This is a genomic window from Bradyrhizobium sp. 153 (assembly GCF_023073835.1).
In the GTDB taxonomy this organism is placed as follows: Bacteria; Pseudomonadota; Alphaproteobacteria; order Rhizobiales; family Xanthobacteraceae; genus Bradyrhizobium.
The window spans coordinates 142,908-162,032 of the sequence record NZ_JADPKH010000017.1; the positions used below are offsets into that span (position 1 = coordinate 142,908).

A 19,125-nucleotide genomic window follows, 5' to 3' on the forward strand; every position below is an offset into this window, starting at 1 on the left:
TCACTCCACCGCGTACCAGCGCACCAGGCGCGGGGCGGCCCAGTCGGTCAGAACGGATTCGAGCAGCCATCGTCCGGGTGAGGTCGCCGCGAACGCGATGCGCTGGGTCTGACCGGGCTCGATCGCGAGCGTGTCGAGCCAATAGGGCTTCCAGCCGTCGTCGAGCTTGTCGAGCAGGCGGAAGGGGTGGCCGTGCAGGTGGAACACGGTGGTGATCGGGGCGGGGTTCTGCAGGGCCAGTACGACGGTGCGGCCGGCTTTGGCGCGGAAGGCGGGGGCGGAAGCGGTGGAAAAGTTTGCCGGCCGCGCCCAGCCGGAATTGGCTGCGCCCAGCGCGACATCGAACCGCAGGGCGCCTCTCAACTCGAGCTTCTCAGGTAGATCGTTCGACGGGAGTGGCTGCGGTTCGAACAGCGGAATGCGCCGCTCCAATTGGCCCGATACCTTGAGGCTGCCTACGCTTCGCGCCTCCTTGCCGTCATGCAGCACGAAAGCGGCCGATATGGCCGTGTTCACAAACGCGTCGGCCCGTCCGCCGGGCGCCAGCACGAGAGCGCCATTGCGAGCCGGGAAGGGCTCGGCCGGCTGTCCGTCCAGGGCCATGACCCTGACCTCGTGGCTTTCCAATTTGATCGCCAGAACAGTGCGTTGGGAGCCATTGATAAAGCGCAGCCGTAGCCGCTCATTGGCGGCAGCTGAGAGCTCGAATGAAGTCTGTCCGTTGATCGTGTAGAGCGGCGTCGTGTCCTGGGGATCGCGACCGGGGGAAAGCGCGGTCCCGTCCGGCCGCAGGCGCCATTCCTCGATCAGCAACACCTCGTCGCGATCGACGAGGATCTGATTTGCCTCCTCGGCGATGATCGGAAGCGGGCGCGCGGGTTGCTTCAGGCTGTCCTCGAAGAGTCGGAAGTCGGCCAGCAGGGTTCCTGCACTAGATATTGAGATGATTGATGTTTCCGTCGCGCCCGGGGCGGTTGGCGCGCGCCCCCGTAGCGGATCGGAAGCGGCCGGGCCGTTCAGGCCGGACCAGACCGGTGCAAGCGGCACAGGCAGCTCGTTCCGGAACACCACCTCGCAGCGGTTGCCGCGCTTGAGACGAACGTTTCCCAGATGGCTTACGGCGGCGAGCTCCCAGATCGGCGTAGGCGGCTGACCCTGCCTCAGCGCCAACGTGGCCGGCCTTGCCTGGAGGGCGAGCTGGGCTGTGGCCGGCGGGGTTGCGCCGCCGGCGATCAGCCCGGCCGCCGAGGCGCCGAGGCCCGCCAAAACCTCGCGTCGGCTCAGGTCAAAAATCCGCGTTGTCATGGCCGATCCGGACCACGCCGCGCTGGATAAGTCCAGCCGGCGTGCCTATTTGATGCCTGCCTCCAACCAGCCATTTTTTTGCTGCGAACAGTCAGGCACATGCTATAAGCCCGGCCGCCCGCGGCATCGCGGCCGGCCTTGATGCGAATTCACGCGGGCGTGGCGGAACTGGTAGACGCGCTGGATTTAGGTTCCAGTGTCGCAAGATGTGGGGGTTCGAGTCCCTCCGCCCGCACCAAGCGCTTTCAGCGTTTGCACGGATTACGAGGCCAGCTTCCTCGCGGATGTTTGTCCGCTTGGAGCCGGCCCGCTGAACCACCGGCGTTGAGGCGTCTGCCTCGCGCCGGATCGATTAATGACAGCGTCCCGACGCATGCGCGCCGGGACCGAACGAGAAGAAGATTGGACGCCATGCAGGTCACAGAGACCCTCTCGGAAGGTTTGAAGCACGAGTTCAAGATCAGCGTCCCTGCGTCTGATCTCGACGCCAAGGCCGATGCCAAGCTCGTCGATCTCAAGGACAAGGTCCGCCTCAACGGCTTCCGTCCCGGCAAGGTGCCGGTCGGTCACCTGAAGAAGGTCTATGGCCGCTCGGTGATGGCCGAGACCATCGACCAGACCATCCGCGACACCAACACCCAGCTGTTCTCCGAGCGTGGCTTCCGCCTTGCGACCGAGCCGAAGATCACCATGCCGAGCGAGCAGGCCGAGGTCGAGGAGCTGCTGTCGGGTAAGACTGATCTGACCTACACGGTCGCGATCGAGGTGGTGCCTTCGATCGCGCTCGCCGACTTCAAGACCTTCCAGGTCGAAAAGCCCGTCGCCGAGGTCACCGATTCCGACGTCGACGAGGCGATCAAGCGCATCGCTGATTCCAACCGTACCTATGCTGACAAGGGCGAGGGCGCCAAGGCCGCCTCGGGCGACCGCGTCACCGTCGCCTTCAAGGGTACCATCAACGGCGAAGCCTTCGAGGGCGGCACCGGTGAGGGCATCCAGGTCGTCGTCGGGTCCAATACCTTCATCCCCGGCTTCGAGGAGCAGCTGACCGGCATCGGCGCGGGCGAGACGCGCACGCTGAAAGTGTCGTTCCCGAAGAACTACATGAACGACAAGCTCGCCGGCCAGCCCGCCGAGTTCGAGACCACCGCGACGCTGATCGAGGCGCCGCAGGACATCGCGATCGACGACGAGTTCGCCAAGACGCTCGGCCTTGAATCGCTCGACAAGCTGAAGGAAGCCGCGCGCGAGCGTCTCGCCGCCGAGTTCGCGACCGCGACGCGTCAGCGTGTCAAGCGCGCGCTGCTCGACCGCCTCGACGAGGCGCATCGCTTCGAAGCGCCGCCCTCGCTGGTCGACGAGGAGTTCAATCTGATGTGGAACTCGGTCAAGGCCGAGATGGACTCCGCCGGCAAGACCTTCGCCGACGAGAACACCACGGAAGACGCCGCCAAGGAAGAGTACCGCAAGATCGCCGACCGCCGCGTGCGCCTCGGCCTCGTGCTCTCCGAGATCGGCGAGAAGAACAAGATCACCGTGACCGACGACGAGGTCGGCCGCGCGGTGATCGAGCGGGCGCGCCAGATGCCCGGCCGCGAGAAGGAGGTCTGGGACTATTACCGCAACAACGCCCAGGCGCTGGCCCAGCTTCGTGCACCGATCTATGAGGACAAGGTCGTCGATTTCATCCTCGAACTCGCAAACGTGACCGAGAAGAAGGTGTCGCGCGAGGACCTCTACAAGGACGACGAGGCGGAAAAGACCGCTGCCTGAAGGGATTGAGGCAGTCTTCTATTAAGAATGATCAGCGAAGAGGCCAAGCTAGCCAGATGGCCGGCTGGGCCTCTTTGTGCGAATCAGCTTCAACTACCCGAGGGATTAAGCCTTAATGCGCTCCGCACTTGTCAGGCGCGAATTGGGCTATATCTGTCGGTACGCCCTGTACCAATGTTCTACCTCTGCCAAGTTCCTGCATCACAGGACGTCCATCCGCCTTCCGGCAAATCCAGCCAAACTGGCAGCCAAACTTGGCGATGTCCGTCTCTGAAACCCTAGGTGACTCATGCGCGATCCGGTTGAAACCTACATGAACCTCGTGCCTATGGTGGTCGAGCAGACCAACCGTGGCGAGCGCGCCTACGACATTTTCTCGCGCCTGCTGAAGGAGCGCATCATCTTCGTGACCGGCCCGGTCGAGGACGGGATGTCGACGTTGATCGTCGCGCAGTTGTTGTTCCTCGAGGCTGAAAATCCGAAGAAGGAAATCTCGATGTACATCAACTCGCCGGGCGGCGTGGTGACGTCGGGCCTTGCCATCTACGACACCATGCAGTTCATCCGCCCGCCGGTCTCGACGCTGTGCACGGGCCAGGCGGCTTCGATGGGCTCGCTGCTGCTTGCCGCCGGCGAGAAGGACATGCGCTTCTCGCTGCCGAACGCGCGTATCATGGTTCATCAGCCCTCCGGCGGCTTCCAGGGCCAAGCCACCGACATCATGCTGCACGCCCAGGAAATCCTGAACCTGAAGAAGCGGCTCAACGAGATCTACGTCAAGCACACCGGCCAGACCTACAAGTCGATCGAGGACGCGCTGGAACGCGACAAGTTCCTGACTGCGAACGACGCCAAGGAGTTCGGTCTGGTCGACAGGGTGATCGACAAGCGCGCCGAGGAACCGGTGCCGGCGAAAACCCAATAGCACTACCCGGTGGTTACGGCGATCCCTCGGGATCGCCGGGGACCGTCAGGACGATGTTCACGTTAAGGACCGCGCGCGCGTTGCAAAACGCCGTTTTGCGTCCTGCGACAGGCAGAAAGTTCCGCTTTCGTGCTTGTTTTTCGTGGTAATCCAGCAACGCCGGAATGATTTCGATCACTTCGCCCGTGCCAAGACCGGAAATCACGGTATTGTCACGGGTAGCCGGCGAGCCCCGATTAGCGAATTCTTGATAGTCGGGTGACAGCATGGTTGGCTACGATTGATCGGCTAAGATCGCGGAGAATCGAGCGACCGTGATTCGCACGGGATGTAACGCGTAGGGTCTTTTTTGGTACGGAATTTGCTCTACTTAAGCTTCATGCCGGCCATCGTGTCGGAATGGAGCGATCGAGCGGAACGGGATCGAACCGCGGACGGAGACATGAATGAGTAAGGTCGGCACGAGCGACTCCAAGAACACGCTATATTGCTCGTTCTGCGGCAAGAGCCAGCACGAAGTCCGCAAACTGATCGCGGGTCCCACGGTCTTCATCTGCGACGAGTGCGTTGAGCTCTGCATGGACATCATCCGCGAGGAGAACAAATCCTCGCTGGTCAAGTCGCGCGACGGCATTCCGACGCCGAAGGAAATCTGCAAGGTGCTGGACGACTACGTGATCGGCCAGAGCCATGCGAAGAAGGTCCTGTCGGTCGCGGTGCACAACCACTACAAGCGCCTCAACCACCAGACCAAGCACAACGACGTCGAGCTCGCGAAGTCGAACATTCTGCTGATCGGTCCGACCGGCTCGGGCAAGACTCTGCTCGCGCAGACGCTCGCCCGCATCCTCGACGTGCCGTTCACGATGGCGGACGCGACGACCCTGACCGAAGCCGGCTATGTCGGCGAGGACGTCGAGAACATCATCCTGAAGCTGCTCCAGGCCGCCGACTACAATGTCGAGCGCGCCCAGCGCGGCATCGTCTACATCGACGAAATCGACAAGATCAGCCGCAAGTCCGACAATCCCTCAATCACGCGCGACGTGTCGGGTGAGGGCGTGCAGCAGGCGCTGCTCAAGATCATGGAAGGCACGGTGGCTTCGGTCCCGCCGCAGGGCGGCCGCAAGCATCCGCAGCAGGAATTCCTGCAGGTGGATACCACCAACATCCTGTTCATCTGCGGCGGCGCCTTCGCCGGTCTCGAAAAGATCATCTCGGCGCGCGGACGGTCGACCTCGATCGGCTTCGGTGCCCAGGTGCTCGCGCCAGAGGATCGCCGGACCGGCGAGATCTTCCGTCACGTCGAGCCTGAGGACCTCCTGAAGTACGGCCTCATCCCTGAATTCGTCGGTCGTCTGCCGGTGGTGGCGACGCTCGAGGACCTGGACGAGACCTCGCTGAAGAAGATCCTCACCGAGCCGAAGAACGCGCTGGTGAAACAGTACCAACGCCTGTTCGAGATGGAGAACATCGAGCTGACCTTCGCCGACGAGGCGCTTGGCGCGGTCGCGCGCAAGGCGATCGAGCGCAAGACCGGCGCGCGCGGTTTGCGTTCGATCCTTGAGGCGATCCTGCTCGAGACCATGTTCGACCTGCCGGGTCTGGAAGGTGTGGAAGAGGTCGTGATTTCGCGAGAAGTCGTGGAAGGCACGGCGCGTCCGCTCTACATCTACGCCGATCGGTCCGATCGCGCCGTCGAGAATGCCAGCGCCTGATTTCTCGGCGCTGGAACGCTCCAATCGTCTCATCAAGGAGGGCTGCGGAGCTGTATCTCCGCAGCCGGTGTTGCGTCGCTTACCTGCGTGCGTAAGCGCCTGAAGGCGCGCGTTTTTCAATGACTTGACACCCCCCGGGTCGATAGCCACCTAATGTCGGCGGCGAGCGAAAATTCTCTTCTGGATTCGCCTCAGTTCCGATCCGGCAAGCCGGTCCGACTCGCAAAAGGACCGACCGGCTCTGCGGATCACGTCGGCACCTTGTGGCGGTTGCGCATGATCAGCGGGCTGCGTGCAAGGGGGCAAAGCAAAAGGAAAAGGCCATGACTAATCCCAAACCTCGGCCAACCATCGTTCATGGCGAAACGCACGCTTATCCCGTGCTGCCGCTGCGCGATATCGTCGTCTTCCCGCACATGATCGTGCCGCTCTTCGTGGGTCGCGAGAAGTCGATCCGCGCGCTCGAAGAGGTGATGAAGAACGATGCGCTGATCATGCTGGCGACGCAGAAGAACGCGTCCGATGATGATCCGGCGCCCGATGCCATCTACGAGACCGGTACGCTTGCCAGCGTGCTCCAGCTCTTGAAGCTTCCCGACGGCACCGTGAAGGTGCTGGTCGAAGGGCTCGAGCGTGCGCGCGTGCAGAAATACACCGATCGCGCCGACTATTACGAAGCGACCGCGGTCGCGCTCGCCGACACCGACGCGAAGTCGGTCGAGGCGGAGGCGCTGGCGCGCTCGGTCGTGTCCGACTTCGAGAGCTACGTGAAGCTCAACAAGAAGATCTCGGCCGAGGTCGTCGGCGTCGTGCAGGCGATCACCGATTTCGCCAAGCTGGCCGACACGGTTGCCTCGCATCTTGCGGTCAAGATCGCGGACCGCCAGGGCATCCTGGAGACGCTGTCCGTCACGACGCGCCTCGAGAAGGTGCTGGGCCTGATGGAGAGCGAGATCTCGGTGCTCCAGGTCGAGAAGCGCATCCGCTCGCGCGTCAAGCGCCAGATGGAGAAGACCCAGCGCGAGTATTATCTCAACGAGCAGATGAAGGCGATCCAGAAGGAACTCGGCGACGACGACGGTCGCGACGAGCTCGCCGATCTCGAAGAGAAGATCTCCAAGACCAAGCTCTCCAAGGAAGCGCGCGAGAAGGCGCAGCACGAATTGAAGAAGCTGCGCCAGATGTCGCCGATGTCCGCGGAAGCGACCGTCGTGCGCAACTATCTGGATTGGCTGCTGTCGATCCCGTGGAACAAGAAGTCCAAGGTGAAGAAGGATCTGGAAGCGGCGCAAGCCATCCTGGACTCCGATCATTACGGGCTCGAGAAGGTCAAGGAACGCATCGTCGAGTATCTCGCGGTGCAGTCGCGCGCCAACAAGTTGACGGGTCCGATCCTGTGCCTCGTCGGGCCTCCCGGCGTCGGCAAGACCTCGCTCGGCAAGTCGATCGCGAAGGCGACGGGGCGCGAATTCGTGCGCGTCTCGCTTGGCGGCGTGCGCGACGAGGCCGAGATCCGCGGCCACCGCCGCACCTATATCGGCTCGATGCCCGGCAAGATCATTCAGTCGATGCGCAAGGCGAAGTCGTCCAATCCGCTGTTCCTGCTGGACGAGATCGACAAGATGGGCGCCGATTTCCGCGGCGATCCGTCCTCGGCGCTGCTCGAGGTGCTCGACCCCGAGCAGAACGCGACCTTCAACGACCACTATCTCGAGGTCGACTACGATCTGTCCAACGTGATGTTCATCACGACCGCGAATACGCTCAATATTCCGGGCCCGCTGATGGACCGCATGGAGATCATCCGGATCGCGGGCTACACGGAGAACGAGAAGGTCGAGATCGCGCGCAAGCACTTGATCCCGAACGCGGTGTCCAAGCACGGCCTGGACTCCAAGGAGTTCTCGATCGACGACGACGCGCTGCTGCTCTTGATCCGCCGCTATACCCGCGAAGCGGGCGTGCGCAATCTTGAGCGTGAGCTTTCGACACTCGCCCGCAAGGCGGTGAAGGAGCTGATGATCTCCAAGAAGAAGTCGGTCAAGGTCACCGAGAAGACTCTGGAAGAGCTGCTCGGCGTGCCGAAATACCGCTTCGGCGAGATCGAGAGCGAGCCGCAGGTCGGCATCGTCACCGGCCTTGCCTGGACCGATGTCGGCGGCGAGCTGCTGACGATCGAAGGCGTCATGATGCCCGGCAAGGGCAAGATGACGGTCACGGGCAATCTCCGTGACGTCATGAAGGAGTCGATCTCGGCGGCGGCGTCCTACGTCCGCTCGCGTGCGATCAACTACGGCGTCGAGCCGCCGCTGTTCGACAAGCGCGACATCCACGTGCACGTGCCGGAGGGCGCGACGCCGAAGGACGGTCCCTCCGCGGGTGTCGCCATGGCCACCGCGATCATCTCGGTCATGACCGGCATTCCGGTTCGCCATGATGTCGCGATGACCGGCGAGATCACGCTGCGCGGCCGCGTGCTGCCGATCGGCGGCCTGAAGGAGAAGCTGCTGGCTGCTGCCCGCGGCGGCATCAAGACGGTGCTGATCCCCGAGGACAATGCCAAGGATCTCACGGAGATTTCCGATGCGATCAAGGGCGGCATGGAGATCATCCCGGTTTCGCGCCTCGACGACGTCGTCGCCAAGGCGCTGGTGAAGAAGCCGGTGCCGATCGTCTGGGAAGAGGACACCAAAGTGACGGTGAAGCCGGACGGCGATGAGGCCGCCGGCGGCCTAACCGCTCACTGAGATTCCGCAAAAGATGATAAAACGGCGCCTTCGGGCGCCGTTTTTGTTTTGGAGCCAAGGGGGAGAGGGCGATGCAGATCGATGGGCAATGCCATTGCGGCAAGATCAGCTTCGAGGCCGACATCGATCCCGAGGCGGTCTCGGTTTGCCACTGCACTGACTGCCAGACCCTGACCGGCTCGCCGTTCCGGGTGACGGCCGTCTGTTCCGGAGCCGCCGTCCGCCTGACCGGCGGCACGCCCAAAATCTATGGCAAGCGGGGCGACAACGGCCAGATGCGCTTCCAGCATTTCTGCGCCGATTGCGGTTCCCCGCTATTCACGAGCGGCGAGGGCGACCAGGCCGATGATTGGGGCATCCGCTGGGGTAGCATCCGCCAGCGCGACAAGTTGCGGCCGACGCGGCAAATCTGGTGCCGGTCGGCGGCGGTGTGGATCGACGCGGTGCCGTTGCTGCCGGGCCGGCCGCAGGATTGAGCTCGGCGAGTGTCGGGAAGTCCGCCTTCGCCTGTCCGGCTTCGGCGTGACAGCCCTCGCCCGCTTCGCGTCAATGATGTTCCGAAGGTGGCTTGCCCAGCCGTAGCTCGCGAAGCGAGCGAAGGCTGGTGGGCGGTCACGGATTCGAACCGCGGACCCTCTCGGTGTAAACGAGATGCTCTAACCAGCTGAGCTAACCGCCCAAGTGCGCCTCTTTAGCGCCCCGGCGGGTGCCGAAGCAAGGGCCGAGCGCGCCGCCAACTGGCTCCAATTTGCCGCCTGGGCAGGGTTTTGATGCTGAACACGAGTAGCCCTGCTGCAGGCCCGCTGCAGGGCCCTCCTCTTTTTTCGTAGCGCGAATCTCGTCGTCCGGCTGAGGAGGCGGCGATCAGCTCGCCGCCACCGTGCGTTTCGAATCTCCCGTCTGATGTCACGCCGTCTTGGTGAACATCGTCAGGACACCGTCGGCGATGTTGATCGCGACGACTTGTGACGAGCTCAAGCCCTTGGCCTTGAGCACGGAGGCTGCCTGCGGTGTGGCGTCGATGGACTGCCGAAGCGACTGGATGTCCTGATCGCTTGTGTGCGCCACGAGTTCATCGACTTTCGCGCGCACCGCCGGCTGCAATTCCTTAACGTCGACAACCTGTATGCTCCGGATCACCGTGCTGGACTGCGTGGACGGGGACTCGGCGCCGGATTGCGGCGATGCGCCCTGTGCCTGCACCAGAGCCGGTGTCCCGAGGGCGAGAGCTGCAACGATGACGGATGCCGTGAAGCTGCGCATGGTATGCCTTTCCAGTTTGAGGAACGGCGAACCTATCGAGGTAATTTGGTTGGCATCTGATTCCGATGTGGCCGTTCGGTGAAACCAATACGGCCGCAATGCGCACAGATCCCGCGCCAGCGTTCCATTCCCGAGCCTGCGTTGTGCCGTCACGTCATCGGCCTTGCCGTTTCCTTGACCGCCTGGGCCGTCGTCGCCATACCGGCGGCATAGGCCGCTCCTGCGCCGAGGAGCAGCGAACAGAAGCTTGCAAACATCACGTACGAGAAGTGTTTGCGGGCCTCATCGAGCTGGGCCGGCGTGGCCGGCCGAGTCGTCGCACCGACCGTATCCCGTCCCGTATTGTTCGACCAATAGGCGATCCGGGCGCTCGCTGTATATGACGGGCCGACGAGGTTGCTGGCGATGCTGGTCGCGGACGCCGGCATCATCGCTGCCGCAGCCACCACGACCACGGTTGTGACCGCCCAGGCGGCAAGTGCGTGACCGACGCGGCCGAGCCCGGACTGATCCGGCGAGTTGGCTGCCGCAACGGCACCGCCGACAAAGGCGGCGATGATTCCCGACACCGCCCACCACACGAACGCCGCCCAGCCAGCGCCAGCGGGTGCCGTTGAGGCTGTGGGTATGTCGATTGCGAGCAAGCCAATGCCCAGACCGAGCATCGTCAGCAAGATCTGGACGACCAGCGAAGCGAACATGCCAGCCAGCACGGCCGACCATGTCCAGCCAAAAAAGGGATTAGGTATTGCACGTGTCACCATGGTGAGATCCTCCATGAACTTCCACTTTCTGTTCCAACGCGCCCTCAAATCTTCCGTTCCTGAAGCAGGAACTCCCGAGGGCTTCGCGGCTTGGTCTATGTCAAAGCTAGAAGAGGCCGGACACCATGACACTTGGTCGAGGCGCCCTGTTGTGGCTGCTAGGAATTCCGCTTCCGGTCATCCTGCTGCTGGCGCTGTTCTGGCGCTAGCTTGGAGGAACGGCGAGTGAGGCGCGGCGCTCGATAGAGGGCGCCGGCCTACGATTTGCTGTGGCTAGAAACGAGGGGCACCCGCAACGGCGGAGAGGCGCCTCAATGACTGAGCTCCTCCTCGACCCGTCGTAAATCCTCCTGACGTAACCGGTGCTGATCGCCTTGCGCCGTCATCCGTCCGGATCAGACCGTCTGCCGGACTGTATGTCATCATCGATGTGCTGCCGCGCCTGCCTGCGCGAAAGCCGGCGCGATCGGCAAGTCTTGGGGTGTCACGTCGCTGGGCGTGCAGCGACGGAGGATTTGACCGCCTCCGGCTGCCATTGGCGAAGCCAGGCAAGCGGGTGGGTCAGGCACCCATATGATCGAGATTGTCCGCAAGCAATCGATGTCGACTGATCGTTCCGACTTCACGGGGTTTTCTCCCGTTCGCTGAGTTCATACAGGGCCGCTTGGCCGTGTCGACTTGGCTTGGCAAAGCGGCGTCGGGGCTTGTCCCGCGCGGAAATCGGCCTTGCGGCTGGGATCGGCATGTGGATAAGCGTCTCGGGCCGAGCGCGGACGTTCGGCACCGTCGCGGAGAGGGTTGATGGAACAGTCAAGCGGACACGAGCTCAACGCCGACCAGATCGCCTATTGGAACGGCCCGAGCGGCCAACGTTGGGCCGATCGTCATGCGGTGCAGGAAAAACTGCTCGGGCCGATCGCGGACGTGCTGATCGACCGTGCCGAGCCGAAGCCCGGCGAGCGCGTGATCGACGTTGGCTGCGGCTCCGGTGCAACGACGGTCGCCCTTGCGAAGGCGGTGGCGCCTGATGGCTTTGCGCTCGGTCTCGACGTCTCCGAGCCGATGCTGTCGCAGGCGCGCGCGTTGGCGCCGAAGGGCCTGCCGCTCGATTTCGTGCTGGCGGATGCCACGGTGCATTCGTTCGAACCGGCGAGCTTCGATCTGCTCGCCTCGCGTTTCGGCGTGATGTTCTTCGCCGATCCCATTGTGTCCTTCACCAATTTGCGGGCAGCGCTGAAGCCGACAGGGCGGCTCGCTTTCGCTTGCTGGCGCGAGCCGAAGGAAAACCCCTGGATGATGGCGCCGCTGATGGCGGTCTACAAGCACGTGCCGAAAATGCCGCCGGTCGGACCGGAAGAGCCGGGCCCGTTCGCCTTCGCCTCCGAAGAGCGCGTGATGCGCATCCTGAAAGGTGCCGGCTTCGTGGACCTTGCATTGCAGCCGCACAATCTGGCGATGGATATAGCGATCGGCGGTGGCCTCGATGCCGCTGTCGACGGCGCACTCCAGATCGGCCCCGCCAGCCGCGCGCTTCAGGGCCATCCGCCGGAGACGTACGAGGCCGCCAAGGCTTCGATCCGCGACATGCTCGCGCCGTTTCAGGAAGGGCAGTCGGTGACGTTGCAGGGCGCGATCTGGATCGTGACAGCGAAGGCGGCGTAAGCGCGCTGCTTCCCGATCGTCCTTGCGCGCAGCGAAGCAAATCAGGCGGCCTCAGCAGAGACAGTCTGGATTGCTTCGTCGCATCAGCGCAAAATTGCTGTGCAATTTTGTCGCGAGCTCCTCGCAATGGCGGGTGGATGGACCGTGAGATCCTACACCACATCGTCCGGCGCCAGGGCGCAGCCGTTGTCAGGATGCGTCTCGACCTGAATCGTGGTGTGACCGACGCGGAACGAGGTCTTGAGCAATTGCGCGGTCTCCATCAGGAATGCATCCCCCGTGCTGCCGGCGGGCATGACGAGGTGGCAGGTCAGCGCCGTCTCGGTGGTCGAGATCGGCCAGACGTGGAGATCGTGGATCGCGGAGACGCCCGGCCGCGCCAGCAGGAACGCCCTGATCGCGGCGAGGTCGGTGCCCTTGGGCGCTGCCGCCATTGACATGTCGATGGAGCCGCGCAACAGGCTGGTCGTGCTCCAGAGGATGATGGCGCAGATGACGAGGCTGGTTAAGGGATCGAGCCAGAGCCAGCCGGTCCACATGATCAGCGCCGCCGAGACGACGACGCCGAGCGAGACGGCGGCATCCGCCGCCATGTGCAGATAGGCGCCTTCGATGTTGATATCGTCTTTGCGTCCGCGGGCGAACAGCATGGCGGTAAAACCGTTGATCAGGATGCCGATGCCTGCCACCACCATTACGGTCACGCCGGCGACCGGCTCCGGCTCGCGCAAACGCAAAATCGCCTCCCAGCCGATCGCGCCGGTTGCGACCAGCAGGAACGCCGCATTCGCGAGCGCGGCCAGGATGGTGGAGGCGCGCAGGCCGTAGGTGAAGCGGCCGCTTGGCGCGCGTCGCGCTGCAATCGACGCACCCCAGGCTACGACCAGGCCGAGCACGTCGGAAAGGTTATGCCCGGCATCCGCGAGCAGGGCGGTGGAGTTACCGATATAGCCATACACGGCTTCGGCCACGACCAGCGCGATGTTCAGCGAAATGCCGATCGCGAACGCCTTGCCGAAGCTGGTCGGCGCATGCACATGCGCGTGGCCAAAACCATGAGCATGATCGTGCGGATGGCCGGCATGACCGTGATGGTGATGTCCGCGATGGTTGGGGCCGGCCATCTCTAGCGCTCCCCGGACGCTGCCAAATCAGGCGCCATTGTAGGCATCTCGCGCACTTCGTCACGGCGGAACAGCACGTAGAGCGCCGGCAGCACCAGCAGCGTCAGCACCGTCGAGGAGATGATGCCGCCGATCACCACGGTCGCGAGCGGCCGCTGCACCTCGGCGCCGGCGCCGGCGGCGAGCGCCATTGGCACGAAACCGAGGGAGGCGACGAGGGCCGTCATCAGCACGGGGCGCAGCCGCGTCAGCGCGCCCTCGTGCACGGCATCGACGACGGATCGCCCCTCGCTGCGCAGCCGCTCGATGAAGGCGATGATGACGAGCCCGTTGAGCACGGCGACGCCGGACAGCGCGATGAATCCGACACCGGCGCTGATGGATAAAGGAATGTCGCGCAGCAGCAGCGCCGCGACGCCGCCGGTCAGGGCCGGCGGCACGCCGGAGAACACCAGTGCAGCATCCGCAGCCGATCCCATGCCCATGAACAGCAGCAGGAACACGAGCAGCAGCGCCACTGGCACCACGATCGCCAATCGCTTGGTCGCGGAGACTAGTTGCTCGAACTGCCCGCCCCAGCCGATGAAGTAGCCCGGCGGCAGCTTGACCTTCTCAGCCACCGCCGCTTCGGCCTCGGCGACGAAGGAGCCGAGGTCGCGCGCGCGGACATTGGCGGTGACGACGATGCGCCGCTTGCCATTTTCGCGGCTGATCTGGTTGGGGCCGGGCGTCGCATCGACTGTGGCGACCGATGACAGCGGCACATACCGCATCTGGGCGAGGGGAGAGGCGGCTAGCGCGGTTCGAATGGCCGTGCTGGAGCTGGCCTCCTCACCGGGCGGCAGCGGGATTGGGATAGCCCGGATCGCCTCGAGATTGCCACGCAGATGCTCCGGCAGGCGCACCACGATGTCGAAACGGCGGTCGCCCTCGAACAGTTTGCCGGCCGACTTGCCGCCCACTGCGATCTCGACGATACCCTGCACCTCACTGATGCTGAGGCCGTAGCGGGCGAGCGCCTGGCGGTCGAGCCGGACGGTGAGGATCGGCAGGCCCGCAACCTGTTCGATCTTGACGTGGCTGGCGCCGCGGATGCCGCGGATCGCTGCCTCGACCCGTTTTGCCGCGCCTTGCAGGATGTCGAGGTCATCGCCGAAGATCTTGACGCCGACGTCGCTGCGCACGCCGGAGATCAGCTCGTTGACACGGAACTGGATCGGCTGGGAGATCTCATAGGCGCTGCCGGGAATCTCGTTGGCGGCATGGTCGATGGCTTCGATCACCTCCGACTTCGGCTTGTTCGGGTCGGGCCATTCGGCGCGCGGCTTCAGCATGATGTAGCCGTCGGTCTGCGCCGGCGACATCGGGTCGGTGGCGATCTCGGCGGTGCCGATACGAGTGAAGAACTCCTTCACCTCGGGAATCTGCTTGATGCGTTTCTCCAGTACCTTCTGAAGGTCGAGCGACTGCGTGAGGCTGGTCCCAGGAATCCGGATCGAGGCCAGGGCGAGGTCGCCTTCGTCCAGACTCGGAATGAACTCGCCACCCATGCGCGCGGCAGCGATGCCGCTTGCGACCACGATGAGCGCGGCCATGATTGCGACGGCGAGCCGGTTGTCGATGGCAAATCGGAGCAGGGGAAGATAGGCGCGCTTCGCCGCCCGCATGAACAGGTTCTCGTGCTCGGATACCTTGCCGGTGACGAAGATGGCAACCGCCGCCGGAACGAAGGTGATGGAGAACAGCACGGCAGCGCCGAGCGCCATCAGCACGGTCAGCGCCATCGGCGTGAACATCTTGCCTTCGACGCCGGTCAGCGTCAGCACGGGGAGGTAGACCACCGCGATGATCAGGGTTCCGAACAGGCTCGGCTTGATCACCTCGCTCGACCCGCGCAGGATCGCACGCAGCCGCTCCGAGGTCGTCAGCAGCCCGCCTTTATCGCGCTGGGCCGCGGCCAGCATGCGCAGGCAGTTCTCGACGATGATCACCGCGCCGTCGACGATGATGCCGAAGTCGATCGCGCCGAGACTCATCAGGTTGGCGCTGACCTTGGTCTCGACCATGCCGGTAATGGTCATGGCCATGGACAGCGGAATGACGCAGGCGGTGACCAGCGCGGCGCGGATGTTTCCGAGGATCAGGAACAACACGGCCACCACCAGCGCCGCGCCTTCCAGCAGATTATTCCGGACCGTGCGGATGGTGGCTTCGACCAGATCGGTGCGGTCGTAGACGGTCCGCGTCACGACGCCTTCGGGCAGCGACTTGGCGATGTCCTCCAGGCGGGCTGCGACGCGGCGCGCCACGGTCCGGCTGTTCTCCCCGATCAGCAACATCGCGGTACCGAGCACGGTTTCCTCGCCGGCCCGCGTCGCCGCGCCTGTGCGCAGATCGCGGCCTTCCGTCACTGTCGCGACATCCCTGATCCTGACGGGATTGCCGCCGCGCGAGCCGATGACGATGTCCTGGATCTCGTTGATATTGCCGACCTGGCCCGGGGAGCGAACCAGGTATTGCTCGCCGTTGCGCTCAATATAGCCGGCGCCCACATTGGCGTTGTTGGCGGCGAGCGCCGTCATGACGTCGCGAAAGCCGAGCCGGTAGGCCATCAGCTTGCCCGGGTCCGGCAGCACGTGGAACTGCCGCTCGAACCCGCCGATGGTGTTGACTTCGATCACGCCTGGCACGTTGCGAAGCTGCGGCCGGATAATCCAGTCCTGCACGGTCCGCAAATCGGTCAGCGAATAGTCGTGGCCGCCTTGCGTCTTGGCGCCCGCCTTGGCCTCGACGGTATACATGAAGATTTCGCCGAGCCCCGTCGAGACCGGGCCCATCGCGACCTCGCCCCCGGCCGGAAGCTGGTCCTTCACCTGCTGGATGCGTTCGCCGACGAGCTGGCGGGCGAAGTAGATGTCGGTGCCGTCCTTGAAGACGACCGTCACCTGGCTCAGGCCATAGCGTGACAGCGAGCGGGTGTAATCCAGCTTCGGCAGGCCGCCCATCGCGGTCTCGACCGGGAAGGTGATGCGCTGCTCGGTCTCCAGCGGCGAATAGCCGGGCGCACGGGTGTTGATCTGGACCTGGACGTTGGTGATGTCAGGCACGGCATCGATCGGCAGGCGCTGGAAATTCCAGACGCCGAAGGCGAGGGCGCCGAGCGCCAGCAGCAGAACCAGCCAGCGTTGATGAACAGAGGCGGCGATGAGACGCTCAATCATGCTCGGCCTCACCCTTGCCCATCTCCGCCTTCACGACGTAGCTGTTCTCCGCGACGTAATGCTCGCCGGCCGCAAGGCCCGCCTTGATCTCGACATGGCGCGGATCGGCATCCCCAAGCTCCACCGGCCGCGCCTCGATCTTGTCGCCGTCCTCGCGGACGAACACGATGGTCCGGTTCTCCAGCGTCTGGATCGCGCTGCGGCGCACCGCGACCGCGACGTTGCGCGCGGCGAGGATCAGCCGCGCCGTGACGAACAGGCCGGGACGCAGGCGCCCGTCCGAATTTGGCAGCACCACGCGGGCCAGCGCCGTCTGGGTTTCGCTCGAGCCGATCGGCGCCATGTAGGAGATCATGCCCTTGATCTCGCCGCGGCCATCGTCGGGATCGATCAGCACCTCGTCATTGAGGCGGACGCGCCGCAGGTCCTGCCGGTAGATCGACAGGTCGACCCAGATGGTGGAGAGATCGGCGAGGACGAAGGCCGGCTTTTGTTCGGAGGCGTATTCGCCGAGCGAGATCTGCCGCTCGATGATGGTGCCGGCGATCGGTGCTTTCAGCTCGTAGACGGTGAGGCTCTGGTTGCTCTCGATCGCGGCGAGCAAATCGTCCTTGGCAACCTTGTCGCCAATGCGCTTCAGGATCGACTTGGCGATGCCCGGAAAGCGCGGCGTCACCTGCACCACGGCTTCCTGATTGGCGCGCAGGATGCCGTTGAAGGCGAGCGTGTCGGTCAGCGTCGCGCTCGCGGCCTCGGCCAGCACCACGCCTGCGGCGGCGAGCTTGACGTCGGAGATGCGGATGCGATCGGCGCCGTGCTCGTCCTGCTCGACATGGTCGTTCGATTTCTCGGGCTTCTTGTCCGCGGCATGCTCGGCTGGCGAGAGCCTGGCCGGCGCGAGCATCGAATAGGCGTAGGCGCCGAGCCCGGCGGCAACGACGGCGACGACAAGGGTGGAGGACGTCTTCATCGTGCGCTCTCCCGCGCCAGCGTGAAGGGATTGCCGACGAGACCTTCGATGGTCGCAACGCCTGCATGGAAATTCTGCAGCGCCTCCTGCTCCCGCAGCCGCGCCTGGGCGACGCTCGCCTGGGCGTCCAGCACTTCGAGCAGGGTGAAGCGGCCCTGGCCGTAACCTTGCGAGATTGCCTCGGACGCTTCGACGGCCTTGGGGATCGCGGTCTCGCGCAGGACCGCGAGTTCGCGCAGCGAGCCTTGGAGCGAGTCATAGGCGCGGCCGGCGATCACGATCAGCATGTGGCGGTTGGCCTCGCGCTCGGCTTTGGTCTTGGCGAGGCTTTCCTGGGCGGAGAGGATGTTGCCCTGATTCTGGTCGAACACGGGAATCGGCACCGAGACGGTGAAGCGCACGGCATCGTCATTGGTTTCGTTGTAATGGCGCCAGCCGGCTGCGATCCGCACGTCGGGATAGGGCTTGAGCCGTGCCAGCAGCAGCTCGGCATTGCGCTGGGCATAGACGGCGGTCCAACGCACCAGTTGCGGATTGGCATCGATGGCGGCGACCACCGACTGGAACGTCGGCGGCCGACCGGTGGTGTCGAGCCGGCCGGAGACCTCGCCGAATTTCGCGGCGGGATCTCCCATCAGCACCGCCAGCTCGCGCCGGGCGCTGGCCAGCGTCGCCTTGAAGCGCTCGCGGTCGGCTTTCACCAGGGCAGAGGCGACTTCGGCGCGGCCGGTCTCGGCCGGCGAGGAGGCGCCGGCCTCGACGCGGCGGCGCAGCAGCGGCGTCAGGCGGTCGATCGCGGCGATCTGCTCGTCAAGGATCTGGATGCGCCGCTGCGCGCCGAGCACGCTGAGGAAGGCGATCGCGGTCTCCGACAGCACCTCCAGCCTGACGGCCTTACGCTGGATCGCGGCGACCTCGATACCGGCTGCGCCGGCGGCAATCCGCGCTTCTCGTTTGCCGAACAGCTCGAAAGCTTGGCTGATTTGGAGCGTAGTCTCGGCCGACCGCGTCCCGCGATATTTGCCAGAGCCGAGTGAATCGTCCTGCTCATAGGACAGCTCCGGATTGAGCAGCGCGCCCGCCTGGATGCGCTGGCCCGTGGCAATGCCAAGGTCGCGCTCAGCTGCCGTCAGGCGCGGGCTCGCCTCCAGCGCGCGCGACAGCGCGCTCCGCATCGTCAAAGTCTGGGCGTAAGCCGGTGCAAGCGCCAACCCGGCAATCAGACACGCCGCAGCGCACGCGAGGCGCGCGGCCATACCCCTGCAAAACATGAAGCCGACCTGTGAAGGATGAACCTAATGGGCGCGGGCGCCCCACCAATCCGTTCAGGCAATGTGTTTGGGAGGCGGCGAGTCGGTATCGGGAATAATTCCGGCGAGCCGGGGTCCACGCTGCGGGCTCGATGCAGACGCGAGCGCGACCGATGCGGCGGATAGCGCCGGCTGCGCCACCGTCACCGAGAAGCAGCCGTGGCAATGGTGTCCGCCGATCACCTTGTGGTCGCCGTGGCCTGCGGAGCCATCGAGGATCGAAGCGATGTCCGAGCCGCCGGACGGGCTGGTCACATCGATGTCATGAGTGCCGTGGAGCGCGCCCGAGAGCAGGTACATGACCGCAACAAACACAGCCATGAGCCCACGCCAATTGCGCGTG

General features: G+C 64.4%; 15 protein-coding genes and 2 tRNA genes. 7 read left to right on the forward strand and 10 right to left on the reverse strand.

Annotated elements, in window-relative coordinates; all coding sequences use genetic code 11:
• Complete coding sequence (locus IVA91_RS04600; protein WP_247458383.1) at positions 1 to 1,305, reverse strand: multicopper oxidase domain-containing protein; 1,305 nt, start codon at positions 1,303 to 1,305, stop codon at positions 1 to 3.
• A 153-nt stretch (positions 1,306 to 1,458) separates the two neighbouring features.
• Here IVA91_RS04600 and IVA91_RS04605 point away from each other — a divergent pair.
• The 3 genes from IVA91_RS04605 (at position 1,459) to IVA91_RS04615 (ending at position 4,003) form a co-directional block, all read left to right on the forward strand.
• Positions 1,459 to 1,543, forward strand: a tRNA-Leu gene (locus IVA91_RS04605).
• Between the two features lie 173 nt (positions 1,544 to 1,716).
• Positions 1,717 to 3,078 carry a trigger factor gene (tig, locus tag IVA91_RS04610; RefSeq protein WP_247458384.1) on the forward strand — a complete coding sequence of 454 codons (1,362 nt, stop codon included), beginning with the start codon at positions 1,717 to 1,719 and terminating at the stop codon, positions 3,076 to 3,078.
• A gap of 289 nt (positions 3,079 to 3,367) precedes the next feature.
• On the forward strand, positions 3,368 to 4,003 hold the full coding sequence (locus tag IVA91_RS04615) for an ATP-dependent Clp protease proteolytic subunit (RefSeq protein ID WP_247277116.1): 636 nt from the start codon (positions 3,368 to 3,370) through the stop codon (positions 4,001 to 4,003).
• 13 nt (positions 4,004 to 4,016) lie between these two features.
• Here IVA91_RS04615 and IVA91_RS04620 read toward each other — a convergent pair whose 3' ends face one another.
• Positions 4,017 to 4,271 (reverse strand): hypothetical protein, encoded by a 255-nt coding sequence (locus IVA91_RS04620; protein ID WP_247277117.1) that lies wholly within the window; start codon positions 4,269 to 4,271, stop codon positions 4,017 to 4,019.
• A gap of 178 nt (positions 4,272 to 4,449) precedes the next feature.
• On the opposite strand from IVA91_RS04620, the gene clpX reads away from it, so the two are divergent.
• From clpX to IVA91_RS04635, 3 genes are all read left to right on the forward strand, one after another.
• On the forward strand, positions 4,450 to 5,721 hold the full coding sequence (clpX, locus tag IVA91_RS04625; protein WP_008547851.1) for an ATP-dependent Clp protease ATP-binding subunit ClpX: 1,272 nt from the start codon (positions 4,450 to 4,452) through the stop codon (positions 5,719 to 5,721).
• A gap of 323 nt (positions 5,722 to 6,044) precedes the next feature.
• Entirely contained in the window at positions 6,045 to 8,468 is a 2,424-nt protein-coding gene (lon, locus tag IVA91_RS04630; RefSeq protein WP_247277118.1) for an endopeptidase La, read from the forward strand.
• A gap of 71 nt (positions 8,469 to 8,539) precedes the next feature.
• The gene (locus IVA91_RS04635; protein ID WP_247458385.1) at positions 8,540 to 8,944 is read left to right on the forward strand and encodes a GFA family protein; all 405 of its coding nucleotides are present in this window, start codon (positions 8,540 to 8,542) and stop codon (positions 8,942 to 8,944) included.
• 126 nt (positions 8,945 to 9,070) lie between these two features.
• Here IVA91_RS04635 and IVA91_RS04640 read toward each other — a convergent pair.
• The 3 genes from IVA91_RS04640 to IVA91_RS04650 all read right to left on the reverse strand — a co-directional run bounded on the left by IVA91_RS04640 (position 9,071) and on the right by IVA91_RS04650 (position 10,495).
• Positions 9,071 to 9,147: transfer RNA gene (locus IVA91_RS04640), tRNA-Val, on the reverse strand.
• Between the two features lie 227 nt (positions 9,148 to 9,374).
• Positions 9,375 to 9,731 (reverse strand): hypothetical protein, encoded by a 357-nt coding sequence (locus IVA91_RS04645; protein WP_247277120.1) that lies wholly within the window; start codon positions 9,729 to 9,731, stop codon positions 9,375 to 9,377.
• Between the two features lie 149 nt (positions 9,732 to 9,880).
• Entirely contained in the window at positions 9,881 to 10,495 is a 615-nt protein-coding gene (locus IVA91_RS04650) for a hypothetical protein (protein ID WP_247277121.1), read from the reverse strand.
• Between the two features lie 801 nt (positions 10,496 to 11,296).
• Between IVA91_RS04650 and IVA91_RS04655 the strand changes: the two genes are divergently transcribed.
• On the forward strand, positions 11,297 to 12,157 hold the full coding sequence (locus tag IVA91_RS04655) for a methyltransferase domain-containing protein (RefSeq protein WP_247277122.1): 861 nt from the start codon (positions 11,297 to 11,299) through the stop codon (positions 12,155 to 12,157).
• 152 nt (positions 12,158 to 12,309) lie between these two features.
• Here the strand turns inward: IVA91_RS04655 and IVA91_RS04660 are convergent, their stop codons facing one another.
• From IVA91_RS04660 to IVA91_RS04680, 5 genes are read right to left on the reverse strand one after another with little or no spacing between them, the layout of a single operon-like run.
• Positions 12,310 to 13,281 (reverse strand): cation diffusion facilitator family transporter, encoded by a 972-nt coding sequence (locus IVA91_RS04660; RefSeq protein ID WP_247458386.1) that lies wholly within the window; start codon positions 13,279 to 13,281, stop codon positions 12,310 to 12,312.
• Between the two features lie 2 nt (positions 13,282 to 13,283).
• Positions 13,284 to 16,502 carry a CusA/CzcA family heavy metal efflux RND transporter gene (locus IVA91_RS04665; protein ID WP_247458387.1) on the reverse strand — a complete coding sequence of 1,073 codons (3,219 nt, stop codon included), beginning with the start codon at positions 16,500 to 16,502 and terminating at the stop codon, positions 13,284 to 13,286.
• Positions 16,495 to 17,472, reverse strand: coding sequence for a divalent metal ion exporter adaptor subunit IhpB (gene ihpB / locus IVA91_RS04670; protein WP_247458388.1), 978 nt, complete (start codon positions 17,470 to 17,472; stop codon positions 16,495 to 16,497). The genes IVA91_RS04665 and ihpB overlap by 8 nt, the downstream gene beginning before the upstream one ends.
• Positions 17,469 to 18,743, reverse strand: coding sequence for a divalent metal ion exporter subunit IhpA (gene ihpA / locus IVA91_RS04675; RefSeq protein ID WP_247458389.1), 1,275 nt, complete (start codon positions 18,741 to 18,743; stop codon positions 17,469 to 17,471). Before ihpA ends, ihpB begins: the two co-directional genes overlap by 4 nt.
• A 54-nt stretch (positions 18,744 to 18,797) precedes the next feature.
• Positions 18,798 to 19,103, reverse strand: a complete 306-nt coding sequence (locus IVA91_RS04680; RefSeq protein WP_247458390.1) for a hypothetical protein — start codon at positions 19,101 to 19,103, stop codon at positions 18,798 to 18,800.
• Positions 19,104 to 19,125 lie beyond the last annotated feature (22 nt).